At 59.4% G+C, this 17,842-nt stretch carries 18 protein-coding genes and 4 tRNA genes; 11 read left to right on the forward strand and 11 right to left on the reverse strand.

Annotated elements, in window-relative coordinates:
* The first annotated feature begins 190 nt into the window (after positions 1-190).
* The 3 genes from ACPXCG_RS03370 (at position 191) to ACPXCG_RS03380 (ending at position 2,717) form a co-directional block, all read left to right on the forward strand.
* On the forward strand, positions 191-583 hold the full coding sequence (locus ACPXCG_RS03370; protein WP_425789065.1) for a hypothetical protein: 393 nt from the start codon (positions 191-193) through the stop codon (positions 581-583).
* Positions 584-1,076: 493 nt separating this feature from the next.
* Positions 1,077-1,433: a hypothetical protein gene (locus ACPXCG_RS03375; RefSeq protein ID WP_425789066.1), complete on the forward strand. Its 357-nt coding sequence runs from the start codon at positions 1,077-1,079 to the stop codon at positions 1,431-1,433.
* 474 nt (positions 1,434-1,907) lie between these two features.
* Entirely contained in the window at positions 1,908-2,717 is an 810-nt protein-coding gene (locus tag ACPXCG_RS03380; protein ID WP_425789068.1) for an SHOCT domain-containing protein, read from the forward strand.
* A 199-nt stretch (positions 2,718-2,916) separates the two neighbouring features.
* Here ACPXCG_RS03380 and ACPXCG_RS03385 read toward each other — a convergent pair whose 3' ends face one another.
* The 8 genes from ACPXCG_RS03385 to ACPXCG_RS03420 form a co-directional block, all read right to left on the reverse strand.
* Positions 2,917-3,558, reverse strand: a complete 642-nt coding sequence (locus ACPXCG_RS03385; protein ID WP_425789070.1) for a hypothetical protein — start codon at positions 3,556-3,558, stop codon at positions 2,917-2,919.
* A 4-nt stretch (positions 3,559-3,562) separates the two neighbouring features.
* Entirely contained in the window at positions 3,563-4,189 is a 627-nt protein-coding gene (locus ACPXCG_RS03390; RefSeq protein WP_425789072.1) for a hypothetical protein, read from the reverse strand.
* A 38-nt stretch (positions 4,190-4,227) separates the two neighbouring features.
* The gene (locus ACPXCG_RS03395) at positions 4,228-5,511 is read right to left on the reverse strand and encodes an HNH endonuclease (RefSeq protein ID WP_425789074.1); all 1,284 of its coding nucleotides are present in this window, start codon (positions 5,509-5,511) and stop codon (positions 4,228-4,230) included.
* Positions 5,512-5,520: 9 nt separating this feature from the next.
* Positions 5,521-5,823: a WXG100 family type VII secretion target gene (locus tag ACPXCG_RS03400; RefSeq protein WP_425789076.1), complete on the reverse strand. Its 303-nt coding sequence runs from the start codon at positions 5,821-5,823 to the stop codon at positions 5,521-5,523.
* 3 nt (positions 5,824-5,826) lie between these two features.
* Positions 5,827-6,207: a hypothetical protein gene (locus ACPXCG_RS03405; protein ID WP_425789078.1), complete on the reverse strand. Its 381-nt coding sequence runs from the start codon at positions 6,205-6,207 to the stop codon at positions 5,827-5,829.
* Between the two features lie 599 nt (positions 6,208-6,806).
* On the reverse strand, positions 6,807-7,946 hold the full coding sequence (locus tag ACPXCG_RS03410) for a DUF3644 domain-containing protein (RefSeq protein ID WP_425789080.1): 1,140 nt from the start codon (positions 7,944-7,946) through the stop codon (positions 6,807-6,809).
* 198 nt (positions 7,947-8,144) lie between these two features.
* Positions 8,145-11,402: an HsdM family class I SAM-dependent methyltransferase gene (locus ACPXCG_RS03415; protein WP_425789082.1), complete on the reverse strand. Its 3,258-nt coding sequence runs from the start codon at positions 11,400-11,402 to the stop codon at positions 8,145-8,147.
* Positions 11,403-11,793: 391 nt separating this feature from the next.
* Entirely contained in the window at positions 11,794-12,417 is a 624-nt protein-coding gene (locus ACPXCG_RS03420; RefSeq protein ID WP_425789083.1) for a hypothetical protein, read from the reverse strand.
* 165 nt (positions 12,418-12,582) lie between these two features.
* Between ACPXCG_RS03420 and ACPXCG_RS03425 the strand changes: the two genes are divergently transcribed.
* The 7 genes from ACPXCG_RS03425 to ACPXCG_RS03455 all read left to right on the forward strand — a co-directional run bounded on the left by ACPXCG_RS03425 (position 12,583) and on the right by ACPXCG_RS03455 (position 17,139).
* Complete coding sequence (locus ACPXCG_RS03425; protein WP_425789085.1) at positions 12,583-13,269, forward strand: hypothetical protein; 687 nt, start codon at positions 12,583-12,585, stop codon at positions 13,267-13,269.
* 72 nt (positions 13,270-13,341) lie between these two features.
* Entirely contained in the window at positions 13,342-13,770 is a 429-nt protein-coding gene (locus ACPXCG_RS03430) for a hypothetical protein (RefSeq protein WP_425789086.1), read from the forward strand.
* Between the two features lie 75 nt (positions 13,771-13,845).
* Entirely contained in the window at positions 13,846-14,220 is a 375-nt protein-coding gene (locus ACPXCG_RS03435; protein ID WP_425789088.1) for a hypothetical protein, read from the forward strand.
* 1 nt (position 14,221) lies between these two features.
* On the forward strand, positions 14,222-14,755 hold the full coding sequence (locus ACPXCG_RS03440) for a hypothetical protein (RefSeq protein WP_425789090.1): 534 nt from the start codon (positions 14,222-14,224) through the stop codon (positions 14,753-14,755).
* The gene (locus ACPXCG_RS03445; protein WP_425789092.1) at positions 14,752-15,540 is read left to right on the forward strand and encodes an FtsK/SpoIIIE domain-containing protein; all 789 of its coding nucleotides are present in this window, start codon (positions 14,752-14,754) and stop codon (positions 15,538-15,540) included. The genes ACPXCG_RS03440 and ACPXCG_RS03445 overlap by 4 nt, the downstream gene beginning before the upstream one ends.
* 279 nt (positions 15,541-15,819) lie before the next feature.
* The gene (locus tag ACPXCG_RS03450; protein WP_425789094.1) at positions 15,820-16,044 is read left to right on the forward strand and encodes a helix-turn-helix transcriptional regulator; all 225 of its coding nucleotides are present in this window, start codon (positions 15,820-15,822) and stop codon (positions 16,042-16,044) included.
* Between the two features lie 6 nt (positions 16,045-16,050).
* A complete protein-coding gene (locus ACPXCG_RS03455; protein WP_425789096.1) occupies positions 16,051-17,139 on the forward strand; it encodes a tyrosine-type recombinase/integrase in 1,089 nt (362 codons plus the stop codon).
* 95 nt (positions 17,140-17,234) lie between these two features.
* On the opposite strand, the gene ACPXCG_RS03460 is transcribed toward ACPXCG_RS03455, so the two are convergent.
* From ACPXCG_RS03460 to ACPXCG_RS03470, 3 genes are all read right to left on the reverse strand, one after another.
* A tRNA-Phe gene (locus ACPXCG_RS03460) sits at positions 17,235-17,311 on the reverse strand.
* Between the two features lie 42 nt (positions 17,312-17,353).
* Positions 17,354-17,427 (reverse strand) — tRNA-Asp (locus ACPXCG_RS03465).
* Positions 17,428-17,485: 58 nt separating this feature from the next.
* A tRNA-Glu gene (locus ACPXCG_RS03470) sits at positions 17,486-17,558 on the reverse strand.
* 176 nt (positions 17,559-17,734) lie between these two features.
* Between ACPXCG_RS03470 and ACPXCG_RS03475 the strand changes: the two genes are divergently transcribed.
* Positions 17,735-17,810 (forward strand) — tRNA-Lys (locus ACPXCG_RS03475).
* Positions 17,811-17,842 lie beyond the last annotated feature (32 nt).

Genomic DNA, 17,842 nt, shown 5'->3' on the forward strand with positions numbered 1-17,842 from the left:
CGACAAACCGCTGTGCGATCGGGCCAGACTCCTTATCGATAAATCGAAACAGACCAGAGTTTCCCGAGGCGCAGCACAGTCCCCGGTCGGCGAAAAACGAGCCGACCAGACTACAGTTCTGTTCACAACCGTTCTCGCTGACTACTCCGCGACTTACAATCGCCCAACTGCCCACCAGAAAGGTGCACCTATGCGGAAACCGGTCGCCACTCTGTCCGCCGGCGCGTTTATCTTTGCCACAGCAGTCGCCTGCAGCAATTCGACGCCCGATAACTGCATCGACGTCCCCGAGGCCACGGTCACCGACATCGCTCACGGTGGTGAACCAGCGCCGTTGACGGTCACCGGTTCAGGAGCAGTGCAATCGCCCGACTCCGACCTCTACTACGTAGCGCTCAACGTCACCACGTCGACCGGAGAACAAACCGGCGTATGGCTTGTCAACACCTTGGACGACACATCCAAGACCATCGTCTCGGCCGACGCAATGGCCGCCGCCCTAACCCACTGGCCGCAATACAAAGGACAGAACTTCAGCGGCACACCAGCACACCAAGACGCGATCGACTGCGCAAATCAGTAACCTCGAATAATCGCCCGTCCTGCAAGTGTCCGAGTCGTTCGCCTGGCGCCGACGAGTTGGGTGAAGCGGTCGAGTGAGTCGGGTGTCCGCTTTTGGAGCAGACCATGGCCCCGTGACCCGGGACCTGCCTCAGACCCCGCGGGTTCTACGGCAAAAGCCGGACGGAAACGCCAACGCAGTGAGAGACTTTCTGCGGAGCATCTATCAGCCAAGATGCACAGCGAGCCGACACCAACTTGAGAGGCTGATCTCGCTAATGGCACACACATATCGCCGACTATGGCCAACGGCGCTCGCCCTCGCTACCGCCGCATTGCTTTTCGCAGGGTGCGATTCGGATAGTAGCGACTCGGCGGATGCCACCGCTTCCAAGCAATCAACTGCTCCGACGTCAGCGGCTCCCCAGGTCGTCACCGTCGGAACACCATTCCACCTTAGTGGAAACTCCTACTCCAACGGCCCGCCGGCGGCTGCAACACTGACAATCGTATCCGTGGACACACATCCGAAATGCGAAACCTATCGCGATGGAGACTACGTCGACGCCGAACAGCCCTTCACCGCAATCCAGTTCGACGTTGCGCTAGACCAAGACTCCGCACCGATGTCGTTCGGGTCGCCGGACTGGTTCCGCGCGAAGAGCCCTGACGGATATGTCACCGACGACATCACCATCAGCTCAGGGGCGTGCGACGACGCCTACCCCGAGTTCACCGACAACGACCTCAACCCTGGTGATCGCCACAAAGGCTGGATCATGTTCCAGGACACTAAGCTCAAGCCTGACGACCAGCTCGACATCGTCTGGCCATACTCGACCGATAGTGCCGCTTTCACCGTTCCTTCCTGACCACGATAACCACGACAGCGCCGGCTCATCTGCCGGGACTGCCGAGAAAGTTTGGCTCAGGAGATCGGGCCCAGTTCGCATGCCTGCTCGAGCACCTGCGGCGATACCTTCACTTTGACGTTGAAAGGCCGGCGAGTGCGGACGACCTTCAACGGTCACGGCACCGGTATCTGCGGCGTGATCGCGTTGCACTCCGCGAATTGGGCCAACGTCATCCTCCTCGACACGGGGTTTGGTTCGTGTCGTCAGCGGTCTCGCGGCAGTCAGTACGCATTCACAGGCAGCTTCCAGGATCAAGGCATCTTGGTTGGCCTGAGGTGCCCCGCGCGCTTCGCCCCTCCAGACAAGTTCTTCGGGCCTTGTTCAGTATTTCCAACTACATGTGTCAACGCATCCACATTTGATCAACGCTAAACGTGCCTCTCGTATGGGCAATCGACGTACAATTGCGATGACGTGAAAGGTGTTGCTGCCATGGGAATTGTTCGCCACACGAGCACACGAGTCCTTGCCACGTTCGACGTCACTTGCGACGCAGTGGTCACGGGCATGACCGCTGCGGGCATGGTCATTACCGTCCCGGGTAATCCGGTGACCGGGGAGGCAAAACGATCTCTCCGAAGGAATCGGTGGGCGTCGACAGTTACGGCAGGGGTGCGGCCAGAATCGGATTCCACATCGTTGGTGGACTGGGCGATCGATATGGCTGGTGACAAGCACTACGAGGTGCTCACCGAGATCCTGGCCACGATGCCGCAAATTGATGATCTCGGCGTCGCCGATGCGCTGGACCGACTCGGGAAAATGGGGCGGTTCTTTGGGTTCCGAGAGGCCTCAGCACTGACACAGTTCCTGCACGTTGAAGAGCGAGCTGTCGAGCTGACCCAAGGCGTCTACGACGGCAGGCAGGGGATGTTGGTATTGACAACCGAGCGGTTATTCTTCTTCGACAAGTCGGCGCTGTCAGCAAGAACCGAGGAATTCGACCTTGCGGCGATCGGTTCGCTAGGCTTCTCCCAGAAACTTGGCGGAGAGGTAATCGAAATATCGATTTCAGGTCGCTCAGCCAAGATCAAGCAGGTTGCGCACGGGCGAGCCGAGACTTTTGTGCAGGCGTTCCGCCGAGTACGTGCCGATCGGGGTCGGCCCAGGGCACCGCTGCTGCCACCCGCGGCGCCGGATATGGCTGAGCAGATCAAGAAGCTCGCAGAGTTACGGGATGCCGGAGTGCTGACCGAGGACGAGTTCTCAGCGAAGAAGGCCGACTTGCTCTCGCGAATGTGAGAAGTGCGGGAGCGTCCTGGCATGCCTAGACTAGCTCGTCTCACGTCCACTGACCGTAATGCGGCGGAAATACCAGTGCCATTGAGTCTTCGTCCGCGCCAACGATCGCCCTTGGCTTACGTCCTCATCGTCCGGAGGCTGGCTAGTTCGGCGCGAGGTTCGTAGGGAGCCCCAGTACATCGAGCAGGTCCATCTTCAATTAAGCCGCCGTAACGAATGCCGACGCGCTAGCCACAGCCTGAGCCAGCTCGGCGTCTATTCGCTCGCGTGTCCACTCAGATGATATGCCGTACGCCCACATGATATTCCATTCACGAACTGCACCCAGCAAGTGCTGAAGCGCCGGGATGGTCGTTGTCGGCCGGGGGTAATCGGCACTCCTGCCGAGGACACCGCCGTTGGCTCGATTCACGATCGCGGGAAGGCCGGAAGCGAAGGGTTCCGCCAGCCGCTCTCCATTTTCTGGAAACGAGAGCATCTGCAAGGGATACCCGGCCTTCTCAGCGTCTCCGGCCCTGGCCAAGATGCGGTATGCGGTCGCATAGGTCGCACGGACGTAGTCCCACTGAAAGTAGTCGCCGGTGAAGGGAATTCGGTCGCAAATGGCGAACAGGCCATCGATATCGAGGGGTTCAGCTGAGGCGGCCACGAGGAGAACTGGCTCAAACAGCGTCCTGGTTCCGGTCTCGCCTGCGAGATTCGCCTTGTCGATAGCCCGCTGGGCGAACTTCCTTCCCTTGTCCGTCAATACAGAGTCATGCCTGCTGAGCCACTCACCAACCTGTGGTGCTAGTTCGGCGGTGAGTTGCTTCCACTGTTTGGGCGTCAGTTTCGTAGGCATCGAATCAGAGGTTCAGCTTTGGTGCGGGGTCGCCAGGCTGCTGTTCACAGGCTCGCGCCCAAAGTTGTTCAACGAAGGTCAAATACACCTCGACGTTGTTCAGCTCGAGGTTGTCAATCTCGAGCTGACCACCATAGAAGCCAGGTACCGAAGCACCAGCGCATGCCGCAAGCGTTAGAGGTTCGACTTGCTGGCTAGTCCGCCACGAGTCAAAAAGGTCGGGCTCAAGCTGCGCTTCGACTGCCGGCAGCGTGAGTGCCGTTTCGAACTTGTCGATGGTGAGCCCCCACGGCTCGGTGACCATGTCGAACGGGTCGAGCGCCACAATCATTCCGGGTTGACCACCTCCGGCGTAGTTGCCCTCAGCATCGAAACACGTGCTGATCGCGAATTGTCTTGCACGCCAGTCAAACGCAAACACATCTGCGCGAACGCCACGTCCGCCGAACGCACTATCGACAAACCGCTGTGCGATCGGGCCAGACTCCCTATCATGAAATCGAAGGAGACCCGAGTTTCCCGAAACACCGCACAGACCCCGATCGGCGAAAAACGAGCCGACCAAACTGGGCTGCCAAAGGCTTCGTGACAGCCGCTCAAACTTCCATTCCATCTGCTTGCCCCTTCTCACCGCTCAAGGCTATCCAGCCGCGACGACCCCGTGACTGGCTACTCTCGTAGCATCTCGACTGCACCAAACACGGTACCCGGCGGATGCTGGCTCATGAGATTGCGCAGTTGCGAGCCAAAGCTCGTGTTGACACTGGCGTCGAGCAGCTGGAGATTCGATACGTCGTCAGCTCCACCTGCTTGGAGGTCCTGTATATGATCGACTTGCAGGCCTGTTGGTGGCCGAGACAACCCTTGGGATTGTAGAAACTCGGTCCTGACGTTGGGGTCCCGGACGAACGGTCCTGGCTGTCGCTGGAACCCGTCGTCCTTGACCTTCTCGTTGAAAGTATCGAGTTTCCGATCCATCTCTGCCCGCTGGGCATCAGTCCAGGTGTCTTTGTACTTCATTGCCAGCGACGGACCTTTCGGCACAGCACTGGCGGCGTCGGCAGCATCTACTCCTGCCTCCACGGACTCTGCGGCGCCGCGTCGAGCTACGCTGCCCACGCCAGCTGTTGCGACAGTCAGAGCCGCGTCAGGGATCACACGGCCAGCAGCCCGGGCAGGGTTCTCAGCCCATGTATCCCAGTCGACGAGGTCCTTGCCGAACTGTTTGGGATCTTGCGAGACAGCGTTCCAGATCCCCTTTACGCTGTCGACTGGGTTGGTCGTGAACAGACTTTTCAGTGCGCCCCATGAGCCAGTTCCCCAATCGCCGATTCCACCGCCAACCTCTTTGATGTAGTCCCAGATCCCGCTTCGCTTGTGCGGCCCCTTCGGGGCATGGGCCTGCTGGCTGCGAACATTGCCTGCTGCGGTGTCTCCAGCCTCCTTGAGCTGCTGCCGCGCGTGTGCCAGCATGGCCTCCGCAGCTTCACGGCCCTCAATGCCGGGGTCGTGAAACGGTGGCACAGTCACCCGCACCGGGTTCCCATCGGCGGCGTTCGCTGTGTTCGTGGCGTTCGCACTGGTGACCGCGGCATTGTAATCCGCGATTGCTTGCTCTGTTGCGCGCTGAGCTTCGTTGTACTTGTCGATAGCGCCTTGAGCCTGGCCTTGCGCCCATCTGACGACGCCTGCGTACTGTCCGAGTGTGTTCCCGGTGTTGATGAATGCGTCAGCCGCGGTGAGCCATTTGACAGGCTCTTGTTTGAAGACCTCCCGGAACGCCTCGGCGCCAGACCCGTCCCAGTAATCGCCAGTATTAATTCCTTGAAGGCTCGTTCCCGCCAGGGCCATCGAGTTGCCGCGTCCACCGATCGCGAGGGCATTCTCGTCGATCGCGGCGGCGTCCCCAGGAATGAGCTCCTTCGGATCGCTCGTTTCGCCAAGTTCCGCCATCGTCCCGACCTACTCGACGATCGGGATGCCCAGTGCTTTAGCACTGACCTGGTCTTGCCGCGCGTAATTGGCGACGGCCAAATCCAATGCGTCCGCGAGGCCCTCAGTGTCTGAAATGAGGTCCTTGACTCCCTGATCCCATCGGTCACAAAACGATTGGAAGGCTGATGCTAGGTCGTCATGACCGTACTGGCCTGATGGACCGTCGATCTTGTCAACCGCGATTGTCTTCATGTCATCGATCGTCGACTTGATCCCGATAGAAGCACCCGTGACCTGCTCTAACAGGATTCTGAACGTGTCAGTACTCAACTTTTACCTCCCCCAGGTGCCGGTGAAAGACCGTGCCGCGATCAGCGCCGCTGGCACAAAGAAGCCATGGTCATCCTGGACGTCGATACCAATATTGGCCTCAGGTGGCATATTTTCCATCAAGTCCTGCCCTGTAAGTGCCATCCAACTACAGGGCCCCAATACTCTGACCAGGCGATTCTTGGTCGAGAAACCGAGAACCCACTGTTCACGACGCACGGTGTAGACGTCGAGCCGCGCGTACTCGCTCTCTGGGCGTCTTAGGAAGACTGTGCAATCGTCCAGAATCCGCACCGCTTCGATGAGCACAATCGAGCCAGCGTTGAGCCCCCGTCCTGCAGCTGCCAGCTCAGCGCCATCAGTTTCAATATCGAACCCCGACATCGCACTCAAGCTACAGGATCGTGTATGTGGCCACTCTTATCGAGTGTCGTTTGGTTGGCCTACAGGTAACTGCCGACAGCCTGCCTCTCCCTGCGAACGCCTACACCAATCACCGAAGATGTCATCTAGAGAGATGGAGGTCCTCGGGTAGAAGGATTCTGGGCGCATGACAGCGGCGTTGCGATCGCTGACCGTGCGCATTAACACCGGGCGCTGGAGCGATACTTTGTTCACGGACGTGGACCCTAGCGTCGTCGCCGGACGGCTCAACGCCCTGCTGGGCGGCCCGGCGCCGGTAAGAAGATGATTGCCTATGCTCTCACCGACCGCCTGTCCGACACGGAACGGTTTTCTGGAGAAGCGGTGCTTCACGGCACCGTGGGGTACATCCCGCAGGAGGGGATCGACGCTTTCGCCAGGTGCTCGCGTCGGGAACATTATGGACATGTCAGGTTCCGCGGCCCCACGGGTCCGGATGTACTTCCGACCGAGCTCTAAATTCTCGCGAGGAGCTGCCGCAACCTCTTCGTAGAGCACTGTCATTCACACAATTTCGTCGACCACCGCAGAACGTCTACATCTTGTGCCTCACCGTGCGCTCACGGAAGGTCCTTCAGGGCAGAGATCGCACAGCCGGGCTGGTCGCATGCCGGCGGCACGATCTCGCTGTTGTAAGGGATGGTCCGGTGTGACTGCCAGACCTTCTCCAGGTCAATTGTCTTCACGGCCTGTCGCATCGCCTTGAGAGCGTTGTCAGAGTATCTACGGTGCTCCATACCGCCGAACCGGAACCGATGGGAGAAGTGATCGTCGTCGTCATCGAGACCCAAATGCCTGCGGAGGGCCACAGCACGAGATTTCCCGATTCCGGCCTTGTCAGCGAGGTCGCGAGCACCCATATGGAACTTTCTCTCCAGGTCGACTGTCCGAATCGCGGCCGTATCGGCTGTGGGGTCGTCCGTGTAGGTGATCGGCAGCCCCTCCTTCTTGACGATGCGGACCTCCACTGCTACCCCGTCGCCCTCGATCTCCGAGGTGTAGCCAGTTAGTTTTGGGAAGACCTGCGCACGCGACTTCCCTTCACGGATACCCCGGGTCACACGGCGCACATCGTCCTCACGCACCTCCGCAGCATCGGCGTCCGCGACGGCCTCGGTCGCTAACAACGCACGCACTCGAGCCTTTGCCTCTTCTGTCGCTCTCCGCCCAGGCCTAAGCAGGTCTGCGATCCGTTGAAATTCTCTATCCACTAGCAGGTCCAGAGTCATTGGAGCCTCGGCACTTATCGGCAGAACACGTGTCGGAATGTACTTTGACAGGTGTTCGTCGAAGACTCGCTGGAGCAGGTCATCAAACAGCGTTACCGCCGATCGAGCGTTGTGAAACAGGAGTCCTTCGTCGACCACCAGGTGCCAGTGTTGCTCAGCGTCTCGCATGGCATCGAGGTGCCGGATAACCCCGGCCTCGTCATCAGTCAGCTTCACCCCCTCGATCTGCTGGCAGCGATTGATGGCCTTGTCCAGCGAGATCGACTTCTGGCTTCGCTTGTCGAAGACTCCTTTGTCCTTCTTCGCCTCCAAGACTGCTTTCAGCAGCATCTCAAAAGCGTGCTGGAAGCTCAGCAAAACTGTAGTGGTCCGCCCGCTGTCGTCCAGGCCGTTGAAGGCCGTGACCCCCGTGCGTAGGGAAGCAATAGCCTTGCCGCGCAGGATACGAACGTTGTATGACTCCCTGGGCATTTTCACAGCGTAACGGCGCGGAGCGGGGCGAAGATTGATTTAGGGTGGGCAGGTCGCAACTGCGTGTCGAGGTCTCATGTCGGCTATCAGAATGACACCGCGCAAAGCTCTTTGGATGGCTGATCGACACAGCGGCCGACCGCCGACGCAGATAGTGCTTAAGCACGCGATGAAACATGCGATTTGCCTTCTTGCGGACTATGACAATCGCTTCTTCACTGCCCCAGCGAGAGTTCGCGTGACCTGCTCACGAATGAGGTCGGCAGTGTGCTGATAGCCGGACGGCGGGTTTCCGTCATCGTCCAGCTGGACAAACTGACGGAGTACCTGATCATACAGAGTCGCGACCGCATCGATGGTTGAGTCGTCCCACAAGGGCGCTGCTTCAAAACCTTCACCTACCATCACCACTAGCGCGTTGCCGATCCGGTACCTCTCCGATTCGTTCTCGATGTCAAAGAGTGTGTCCTCGACGGTGTGCGTCCTGAGATTAACGGTCGCGTCACCGTCGGACATAGCGGCTAGGGCAGATTGGAAGTTGGTTTCGGTGAAGGCCTTAATGTCGCGCAAGAGCTTTCCACCGCCAGACGCCCCAGCCCTTGTCCGGCCACTCGTGGCCACAATCTCGCGCTGACGGCGCCGAAACGTGGTTTCGTGCGCTTCGCGCAGTCCCATACGAGCGCTTGCATGCGGATCGGTGAGACCAGCCGCCTTCGCCACTGCAGCATTGAGATTTTGCCAAGCCGACTTTGCGGTAGCAGTCATCTCGTAGACCTTGGTGTACTTCAGCTTCCGGAACTCACGGTACGCGTCGAGCACTGCCTTCTTGTCCTCACTGGTCACCTTCGCCCAATCAAGGACGTACCAGCCGTCAAGGTTGTTGGTCGAGACCCAGCGCACTCCTTCGCACCCGACCTCGTTACTGCGGTACAGAGACGAGAGGTTGCCGTAGACACTGGCGAGTGAAGCAGCTACCAGTTCCTGGTCTTCTTTGGGGGTGGAAACTGTCAACGTCACCGTATGGAAGTTGTTGGTTCCGACGAACTCCTCGTCACTCCACCAGACCTGGGGCTGGAACTGTGGATGTATACCCACAGAGATGTGCGAAAGCTTCCAGTCGACCGACCACCAAGTCTTGCCCTTGGCTTGCACGCTCGGAGCGTCTGCCGCGCCCGCACGCTTCACAGCCCGGATGTACTTTTCCAACGCGCCCCCCTTCGGAATTGCGGCAGGGGCCGACAATATCCACCAGTCAACTCGGGACGGGTCGAATTCGCCTGTCGGTTCGTCCTTTGGCGAGCGGAACAACGGGGTCAGGTAACTGCGGTTCAGTGTAGTCTGAATATCAAATCCAACGAGGTCGCGACGCACCCCGGGCTTCTTCGGGTCACGGTCCTTGAGACGATAAAGCGGATGGCCGAGCTTGTTGCCGCTGGCAATGACGACGCCCGGTATTGATCCCAGCCGGATGACATTCGGAGCAAGCTCAAAGGCACTGAGGGGGTCAGGGATTGTCCCTGCGATGATTCCATCCTGGTCAGGTAACAGAGTGCCGAGGTCGCGGACATCATGCGCATCGCCAGGGCGAGGAAAGCCATCCACGACGGCTATCCCTCCGCTCACCGGGGCGAGCACGTCGACGAACTCGAAGCGTCCGTATGAAGCCTCCTTTTTCTCGCGCTCCTTGGCGAACAATGTGATTGGAGCGACGCGGGCGTCGGAGAACCATACGTCCGACTCTGTATGCCACACAGAGATGTCAAATCGGGAACGGAGCCAATTGATTAGCGTTACATGCTTCTCGTTCTGGAGAATGGCTGCCGGTAGGACGAGCGCGATCCTGCCCCCCGGCTTGAGCCACGCTGCAGCGAGAAGGACGAACCAGCCTGCAAGGTTGATGTTGTCCGGCATGCCCTTCGGAAGTACGGACAACCCGCCCCTCCCGGCGACGGTCGCAAGATCACTTCGATAGTCCTCCGGGTTATCGGCCCTCTCGTCGTACGGGGGGTTTCCGACGATGGCCTCGAAGCTATCTGGGTAGTCGACCCGATACTGCTCACCGACTTTCGGTGAAACGTCGACAGCCGCATCGCCCGGTCGGATGTCGAGAGCGTCCCGGTTGGAGACTGCCGGGAAGTTGTGGCCTTTGTAAACATCGCGAGTCGCAAGGTTCACCGTCGACAGATGTACCGCAAAAGAATCCAGGTCATTGCCGAAAACCTGCTCCAACACCGTCTCGTGAGGCTTGTTCTCCCGGAGCTTGGTGTAAGCCTCGACCAAGAAGGTACCGCCACCTGCGCAGAAGTCGACGACCATGTCGTCAGGCCCCTCGACGGCCCAGGCCGTCATCGCGCGCGCCAGGCGGGTCTGGGTGTAATGCTGCCCCATGTCTTGTCGGCGTTCTGCGGATATAAGGCGCTCAAATATGACTCCGATGATCTCGGAGTTGACCTCCTCGAACCTCACTCCATCGAGCGCACCGAACAGCTCGAGCCAGTGGTTCCGAAGTGTCTGGCTCTCAATGCCGAGTACGTACTTCGCGCCCTCTGAAAAATCAAAGATCGTTTCGTAATCACCGGTAACCCGGGTCGCCTCGGCCAGGTTTCTCATCAATACCTCGCACATAAGCTGCGAGGTGTTGGGCGAGGTGCCAGACAAGATTGCCTTCAGGGAGAAGGTCGGGCGGACAGTCTCATAGAAAAGGCCTGATGTGAGCACCTCGCCGATGGCTTGCGCGACGTAGTACCGAACAACGTCGGCCTTCGAAGTATCAAAGCCTCGATCCCTCGCCTCGACAGCCACCGCGACCGGCAGCCGGAGACCGGAGATGTCGTCGAGGACGGTTGGCAGGGCCTCAGCGAGGATAGCGTCGGATGACGCCTTGAATATTGTGAGGTAAACCTCGTCCTTGCCAGCTTTGGCTACAGTCTTGCCCAAGCGAAGCAGCGTGCGGAGTTGTCCGAAGAACGTTTCGAGACCAGGGCGCAGGAGGTCGCTGCGGCGTTGCGGTGTGAGCGTGCTCCACCAGTCTGCGACGAGCGCCTCCTTCTCGTCGAGAAGCCTGACCTCCTCGCCAACCATCGCGTTGAGATAGCCGGAGCTGGCGTCGTACGCCTCCGCATCGAACATCGCGATCGACAGGAAGTTGGTCGTGAATGCGTAGCGCCCGCCGAGCGCTTTGGCCTTCGCTATAGCTCCATTGACCTCACCAGAGACGTATGGATGCACGCCCTCCGGCACCTCCGGACGCTTGGCCTCCCCAGACGCCAAGAGTTCACGGTTACCGGAAGCTCGACGGATCTCGACATCCGGCCGCTTGCCGATACGCCTAGCGGTTGTTTCAACAGCCCACTCGATCTCAAAGCCGAGCGTCTCTGCACCGACCTGCTCCGCTACGTCACGAATGTCAGACAACATGCCGATTTCGTTCCGCCCACTGGAGAGGCGCTTCGCCATCGGGGAATCCTCCTGCGCAGTTTGCTCTGGCTTGTGTCCAAGGACTGATCGTAAGTCAGGACGCTGACACGCAACTAAAGCACGCCGGATGTGCCGCAGAGAATCGGACTCACTGCAAACTCTCCACCCCGTCGATCGTATCGCTACTCACAACGCCCTCCGTGTCGACAGTCCTGAGGCCGCCGCACACTTCGGGACCAGGCCGGCTCTGGGTTGTAGGGGAACCTGCTCCGGCGAACGTTGGCCCATTCTCGTGCCGCTTCGCGAGCGAGATCCGACAGCACAGTTCGCCACGCCACGTCCGCGGAGAGAACATCTTTGACTACGCCATACGGTGCAACACGAGTTGCAAATACCTTGGATAGAATTCCAAAATATAAGCCGTGCATCGCTAATGCTTACGGCGGCTCCGTCGCCGATATGGCGTGTTGACAGATTGTGTCCGATGGCGAGAGTGATACGCGCTCATATTCTTCGCTTCCATTCCCAGAATGGCACCTATCCGCCCCCATGTTGCCTCACGATGTTCGTCGTGAGCAATAGATGTATGAGCATGCGCGTAAGTTTCAAAAGCGTAGTTCATTGCTTCCAGAACAAGTAGGCGAGCAAGCGCTGAGCGTGCGGAATAATCGTCGATACTAGTTTCGTCAACTCGAACCCGACGAGCATAGTCAATAGCGAAATCGATGGCTTTTAAGAAGATCCAATCTTCGAGAATCTCCCCTGGATCTAGGTGATCGTACACGGGACTTTCCCCATCGCCCCCTTCGGTTGTTTGTATCCACTCCGTGCCGGTCATTCGCGTCATCGAATCTAGCAACTCATCCGGTCGCAAACTCCGCATCCAATCAACAATGGCATCCTCACTCTTTTCACCTTTGGTAATTGACGCAATCAAGTTGCTCTCAAGATAGGTGTCACTAGGAGGAAGCTTGAAGACAGCGATGATCCATATTGCTTCCAGTCGAACCAGTCGCTCGACAGCCAGATCGCGGACTTCCTTGGGTAGCGGCATAGTCGAATCATACCCTCCCAGAATCGGTCCTGTACTGCACATTTCCACAAACTGTGGGTTCTGCCGCTTGCCGTGAGTCGGCACAGTGACCACTCTTCCTACCGATAGCAGCAGTTGGTCCTATCGGCTAACTCGGACGGGACCACAGGATGTGGAGGCGACACAATGACTGAAGCGAAGGTCAATGAGACAGGCGTCGAAGCGCTGGACATGATCTATGGCGGACTTGTACCTGGCCTCGCGGCGCTCTACGGCCCAGGCGCGATCTCCACCCGCATGGGTTTCTGGATTGCAAAGCAATTATCGCGGTCAGTGGAGTGGCAGTCGAATGTTGCCATTGCAGCGAGCGATTGGACACCAAACGAACTCGCAGACGAGCTCCTTGGATACCCAAACGTCCGACGCACTGCTCTCGACTTCGGAGGCTTCCAGGCTCTCGCGCAAGCAGTAGCAACAGTCGGGGAGGGTGGACTACTCGTCCTCGACAGCACGTCGGCCCTGGAGGCCAAGGCTGGAGTCATCCGCAAAACACCCGCACGATACGCCGAACTCGAAGCGATTCGCTCACTCGCCGTCGAGTCGAATGTCATGGTGCTGGCATGTGGCCGATGGGATGTGAGCCGAAAACGGCTACTGGGAACGACATTGTGGGAGGAGCTAGCACGAAACTTGTACGTGCTTCGTCCTCGGGAGTCCTACTTCGGGCGTTACCAGATTGAGGCCGTGACTGCGACGAACCGCAGCCAGGCCGCGTCGAGTCCAGTCACACTCTGGCTCGATGACTCGACGATCGCACCCATGCCCGACGATCCGAGCCCACCAGCCGAGATCCGCATCTGTTGGGGCGCCTGAAACGCCCCACACACCCTTTCTATACATCCACTTCTATTGCGCTGCAACAATCGCTTGTGAGGAAGCTCCATCATGACCGTCGAGACACAGCAGTCAGACTTCGATCGCGAGCTTGAGATCCTGCGGTCTGAATTCGTCCACATGTCCCTCACGCGGCCACACTTTGTCGTGATTTTCGGGTCGTGGGTCAGTTGTCACCACGGGGCAGCATACGGTCCACCCAACGACATCGATGTACTTATTGTCACCGAAGCGCGGTGCACGGGTCTCGATGCGAGCTTCCATGTGCTCGTCGAGCATGCCGAGAGCTGCGAGGATCGAATCTCACAGTCGGGCAAATGGATACCAGTCAACTTCACCGTACGAACACTCCGCGAATGGATGGACCCAGAAGATCCTCTTCTTGGAGACGTCCGCTCGTGGTCGCACATTGTCCTCGGTAACAAGCCGGGTGAGGATCTCGTCTTTGTCAACCCACGACCCCGCGCCAACCGACATTGATCATCGGAACATGGTTGTCGCACAGCTAATTTGACTAGTGCGTCGCTTGTGACGTGCAAACCGAAAGGAGCAGTAATGGCAATTTCACCTGTGGATTCCGTACCGGTCGACGTGACGGGATGGGACGTGAGGATCATCGATTCACGGCCGGCGGTGCGACGCGAACGCAATGGGGCGGGCGAGTGGGTGGAGACCCCGAAGGTCCGTGATGGTGTCGCCGGAGTGGAGATCGACTGCCTTGCCGCCATTCCGGGCATTGAAAGTCGACGATCCCTGAAGTTCACTCTCTACACTCCCATTCCCGATGGGCTGGAAGCGTTCACGCCTGTGGGGCTTGTAGGACCGGTAATGGCCGCTCCGTGGGCGACCGGCACAAGAAGTGGCCTGTGGTTCGAAGTTTCCGGGATTGAGCCTGTTGGGACGTCCACCCGGCGTCGTGGAGGTGAGTGACATGGCACAGCTGTTCTGGTCCGTGCTTGGGCTGGCAGTCGTGGTCGGTATTCCGGGACTCCTGATCCTCGGATTTATCGAACAGTTGAAGACGATGCACGACCTGGCGATCGACACCACAGGACTGACGCCCGACGAAGCAGAATGGACTCGGTCATGGTTTCAGGTCGACTGGTCAGCAGCAGGACTTGAACCACTCTCCTACCGACACGGCGATGAAGAATCCACAGTGGTCATCCACCCCGACGTCCGCGAAGTTGAGTTGGCTCCCACCGGCCCGCGCGCCACCATCCGGCTTCCGGAGGGAGTGTCTGGGTCGCATCTAACTAGCGATGTACTCCACCGTCTTGAGGGGCTGCTCCCCGGAGCTGACCCGATGGAAGTGATATCGCGATCTCGATCGGAGGTTGTAATCGGGTTGCGAAGCCGTAATCCATTGGATTTGGATCACCCGTCGCCGCACCTGGCGGATGTTGATCCCTCTCTGCCCAGCCAGGAGGCATTCCGGCGCGCAATGGACGGAGACGTGGCATGACGTCGGCGTCGCTTCGCGTGCCGATCGGTATCGATGAGCGGGGCGCAGCAGTAGCAATCGATCTGACCGCGCACTCGCTTGTTGCAGGTGTGACCGGCAGCGGAAAGTCCTCGATCATGTTTTCGGTCCTCGCCGAAGCATATCGCCGCCCGAATGTGAGGGTGTGTGGCGCCGATCCGTCGGCCATCACGCTATCTCCTTTCGTACGCAGTTCTGGATGGATTGCGCTCGGGACAGAGAGTGTCGAAGAGTCCCTGGCCGTAATGAGAAGGGTCGTAACTGAGATGGACAAACGCACGGCCGCACTAGGGATAGCCGGAACTGACCTCATCCCACTCGAATGGCTTGACGGCGAGACTCCGCTATTGCTGACAGTGCTTGAGGAGTACGCCGCGCTGCAGCGTGCAGCGAGCAAATCCCAGCTGACCGAACTCGAGCAGCTGGTAGCACGCATCGCAGCCGAGGGGCGCAAGGCGCGAATTGCACTTCTCATCGCGATACAGCGTCCGGAAGCGCGGCTGCTCGACGGGGTGCGATCCCAACTTGCGCAGGTTATCTCGATGGCTCAGCGGGATCTGGCATCAATCAGAATGGCAAGCGAGACGCTCGCCGCTGACCCAATCGCGAGCAAGCGGGTACTCGAGCTGAAGCCCGGGCAAGGTGTAGTCGTAGGTGAGGCAATCACCTTTTTCAAGGGCTACTACCTCAATTACCCGTCATTCCGAGCGGCCGTGAACAGGTCGCTTGAAGCAGCTGCCACACACACGCTTAGCAGCTCGCCATAGAACGAATTGCTCAGAAGACGAGGGGGAATCAAGTGAAACACGGAATCGTGTACGAGCTGCGGGGCACCGAGATGGTCCAGTCGGACCCCGAGACTGCAACGCGAGCGCGGGAGGTCCTGAGGAAGTCGCTGGAAGTTGCTGAGCGCCTGAACTGCGGAAGCGAGCATGTTTGCCTCGGACACGACCACAAGCCCGTGCGGCGGGAGGCGGAGGGCTAGAGCCAAATCGCGCCCCTGGGCCCAACAGATGTCCTGATTCACAAAACAATTGAGGAGAGCGATGAGTGAAACACTGCGGGACCAGGTGGCGGCACCCGTGCTGCTGACAGCGCGCGAGGTGTCCGACCTGACACGAATATCCGTGTCGACCCTGCACGACTACGCAGTACGCCGTGAACATGGTCTTCCGGCTGACGGGCCGCCCCATCTACGACTTGGCCCTCGTCGCCGTCGGTGGGACCGCGAGGACGTACTCACCTGGATCCGCGCGAGCCGCGTCAGTTGAGCCGCCATGAGCATTCGCAAGTATGCGAACGGCAACGGCGATTCCCGGTGGATGGTCGAGTGGCGAGTCCCCGGGCGGGTGAAGCGGCGCAAGAGCTTCCGCACCGAGCGCGAAGCACGGGTATTCGAAGCAGAGGTCATCGCCGCCCGAAACCGTGGAGTGATCTACGACCCGCGCAGAGGCGACGCGATCACGGTTGCCTACGTCTATTCGTCGTGGCTCGCCAGTCGTCAGGAGGTGACTGCCAAGGTTCGGCGTGGCTTTGAAGACAACTGGACTGGCCACGTCGAGCCGGCGTTCGGGAGCTGGCCGGTGACCAAGGTCGACCGCCCAAGCGTGCAGGAGTGGGTCAACGCGATGACCGTCGGGCCTCGGACCAAGCGCTGGCGGCATTCGGTACTTCGGATGGTTCTCGATCACGCGGTCAGCGAAGGGTGGATCGTCAAGAACCCGTCGTACGGAACCTCGTTCCCGCCGCTGGGTCATCACGAGCACCTGTATCTGACCGCGGACGAAGTCAGCTCCCTGGCGCGCCTCTGTGGCAACCAAGGAGACGTCGTGACTGTCCTCGCCTACACCGGGTTGCGATGGGGTGAACTCGTCGGCCTCAACGTCGCCGATGTCGACATTCGACGTCGTCGGCTCCACGTTCGGCGTTCAATGACACAGGTCGGTGGGAAGCTGATCGATGGTGCGCCGAAGAGTCGCGCAGGGCAACGCTCGGTTCCGATACCCGCAGTAATCACGCCCGCGCTGCAGGCCCGCATCGATGGTCGGCCGCGTCATGAACCGGCGATCACATCGCCACGCGGCGCTCGATTGAGTCGCGAGAACTGGGTGCGGTCAGTCAAGTGGAAGGAACAGGTGGCCGCCCTCGGCTATCCGTCGTTGCGCATCCACGATCTACGACATACCTATGCGAGCCTGGCCCGCTCAGCGGGTGCGGATCTCCGCATCCTTCAGAAGGCCATGGGCCATGCCTCGATCACGGTGACGGCCCACACCTACGCCGATCTCTACGACGGCGAGCTGGACGCGGTCGCCGACGCCCTCGACACATTGGCCAGGATCGAGAATCCGTCCACCCCGGGCTGAGCGATGGCCCACCAGTGGCCCACCTAAGGGCCCAACTATCCGATGAAAACGAGCTACAACAGCTCCAGAAACCAGCTGTGAACTGGGAAAACATGTGGTGGCCAGAGTCGGGATCGAACCGACGACCTTCCGCTTTTCAGGCGGACGCTCGTACCAACTGAGCTACCTGGCCGGGCGGCACCCGAACCGAATGCCAATCGCAAAATGAATTTTGCGACCCTGACGGGACTCGAACCCGCGACCTCCGCCGTGACAGGGCGGCGCGCTAACCAACTGCGCCACAGGGCCTTGCTTGTTCTGTTGTATTACTCTTCCGTCCCCTCGTCACCTCGGGGCCGGGCAAGCGTACCCCCTACGGGATTCGAACCCGCGCTACCGCCTTGAAAGGGCGGCGTCCTAGGCCGCTAGACGAAGGGGGCCGGTTCTCCGTTGGGAGCCGACTTAGCTTAGGACACGCGCTGAACAAAGTACAAATCCTATGGTCAGAGGGTGAATCTGCCATTCTGGCAAACATTGTCGTCCCGACCTGGCATGCCGATCTCACACCCACCGAACCAGCCTGTAAACTCGTCGAGGCCCTGCACATGCGGGGCGCGCCCCTATAGCTCAGTTGGTAGAGCTACGGACTTTTAATCCGCAGGTCGCAGGTTCGAGCCCTGCTGGGGGCACCAACATTTGTGCAGCGAGTCGTCCTGATGCTCCC

Origin of the sequence: Gordonia sp. DT218 (assembly GCF_049847105.1) — a bacterium.
In the GTDB taxonomy this organism is placed as follows: Bacteria; Actinomycetota; Actinomycetes; order Mycobacteriales; family Mycobacteriaceae; genus Gordonia.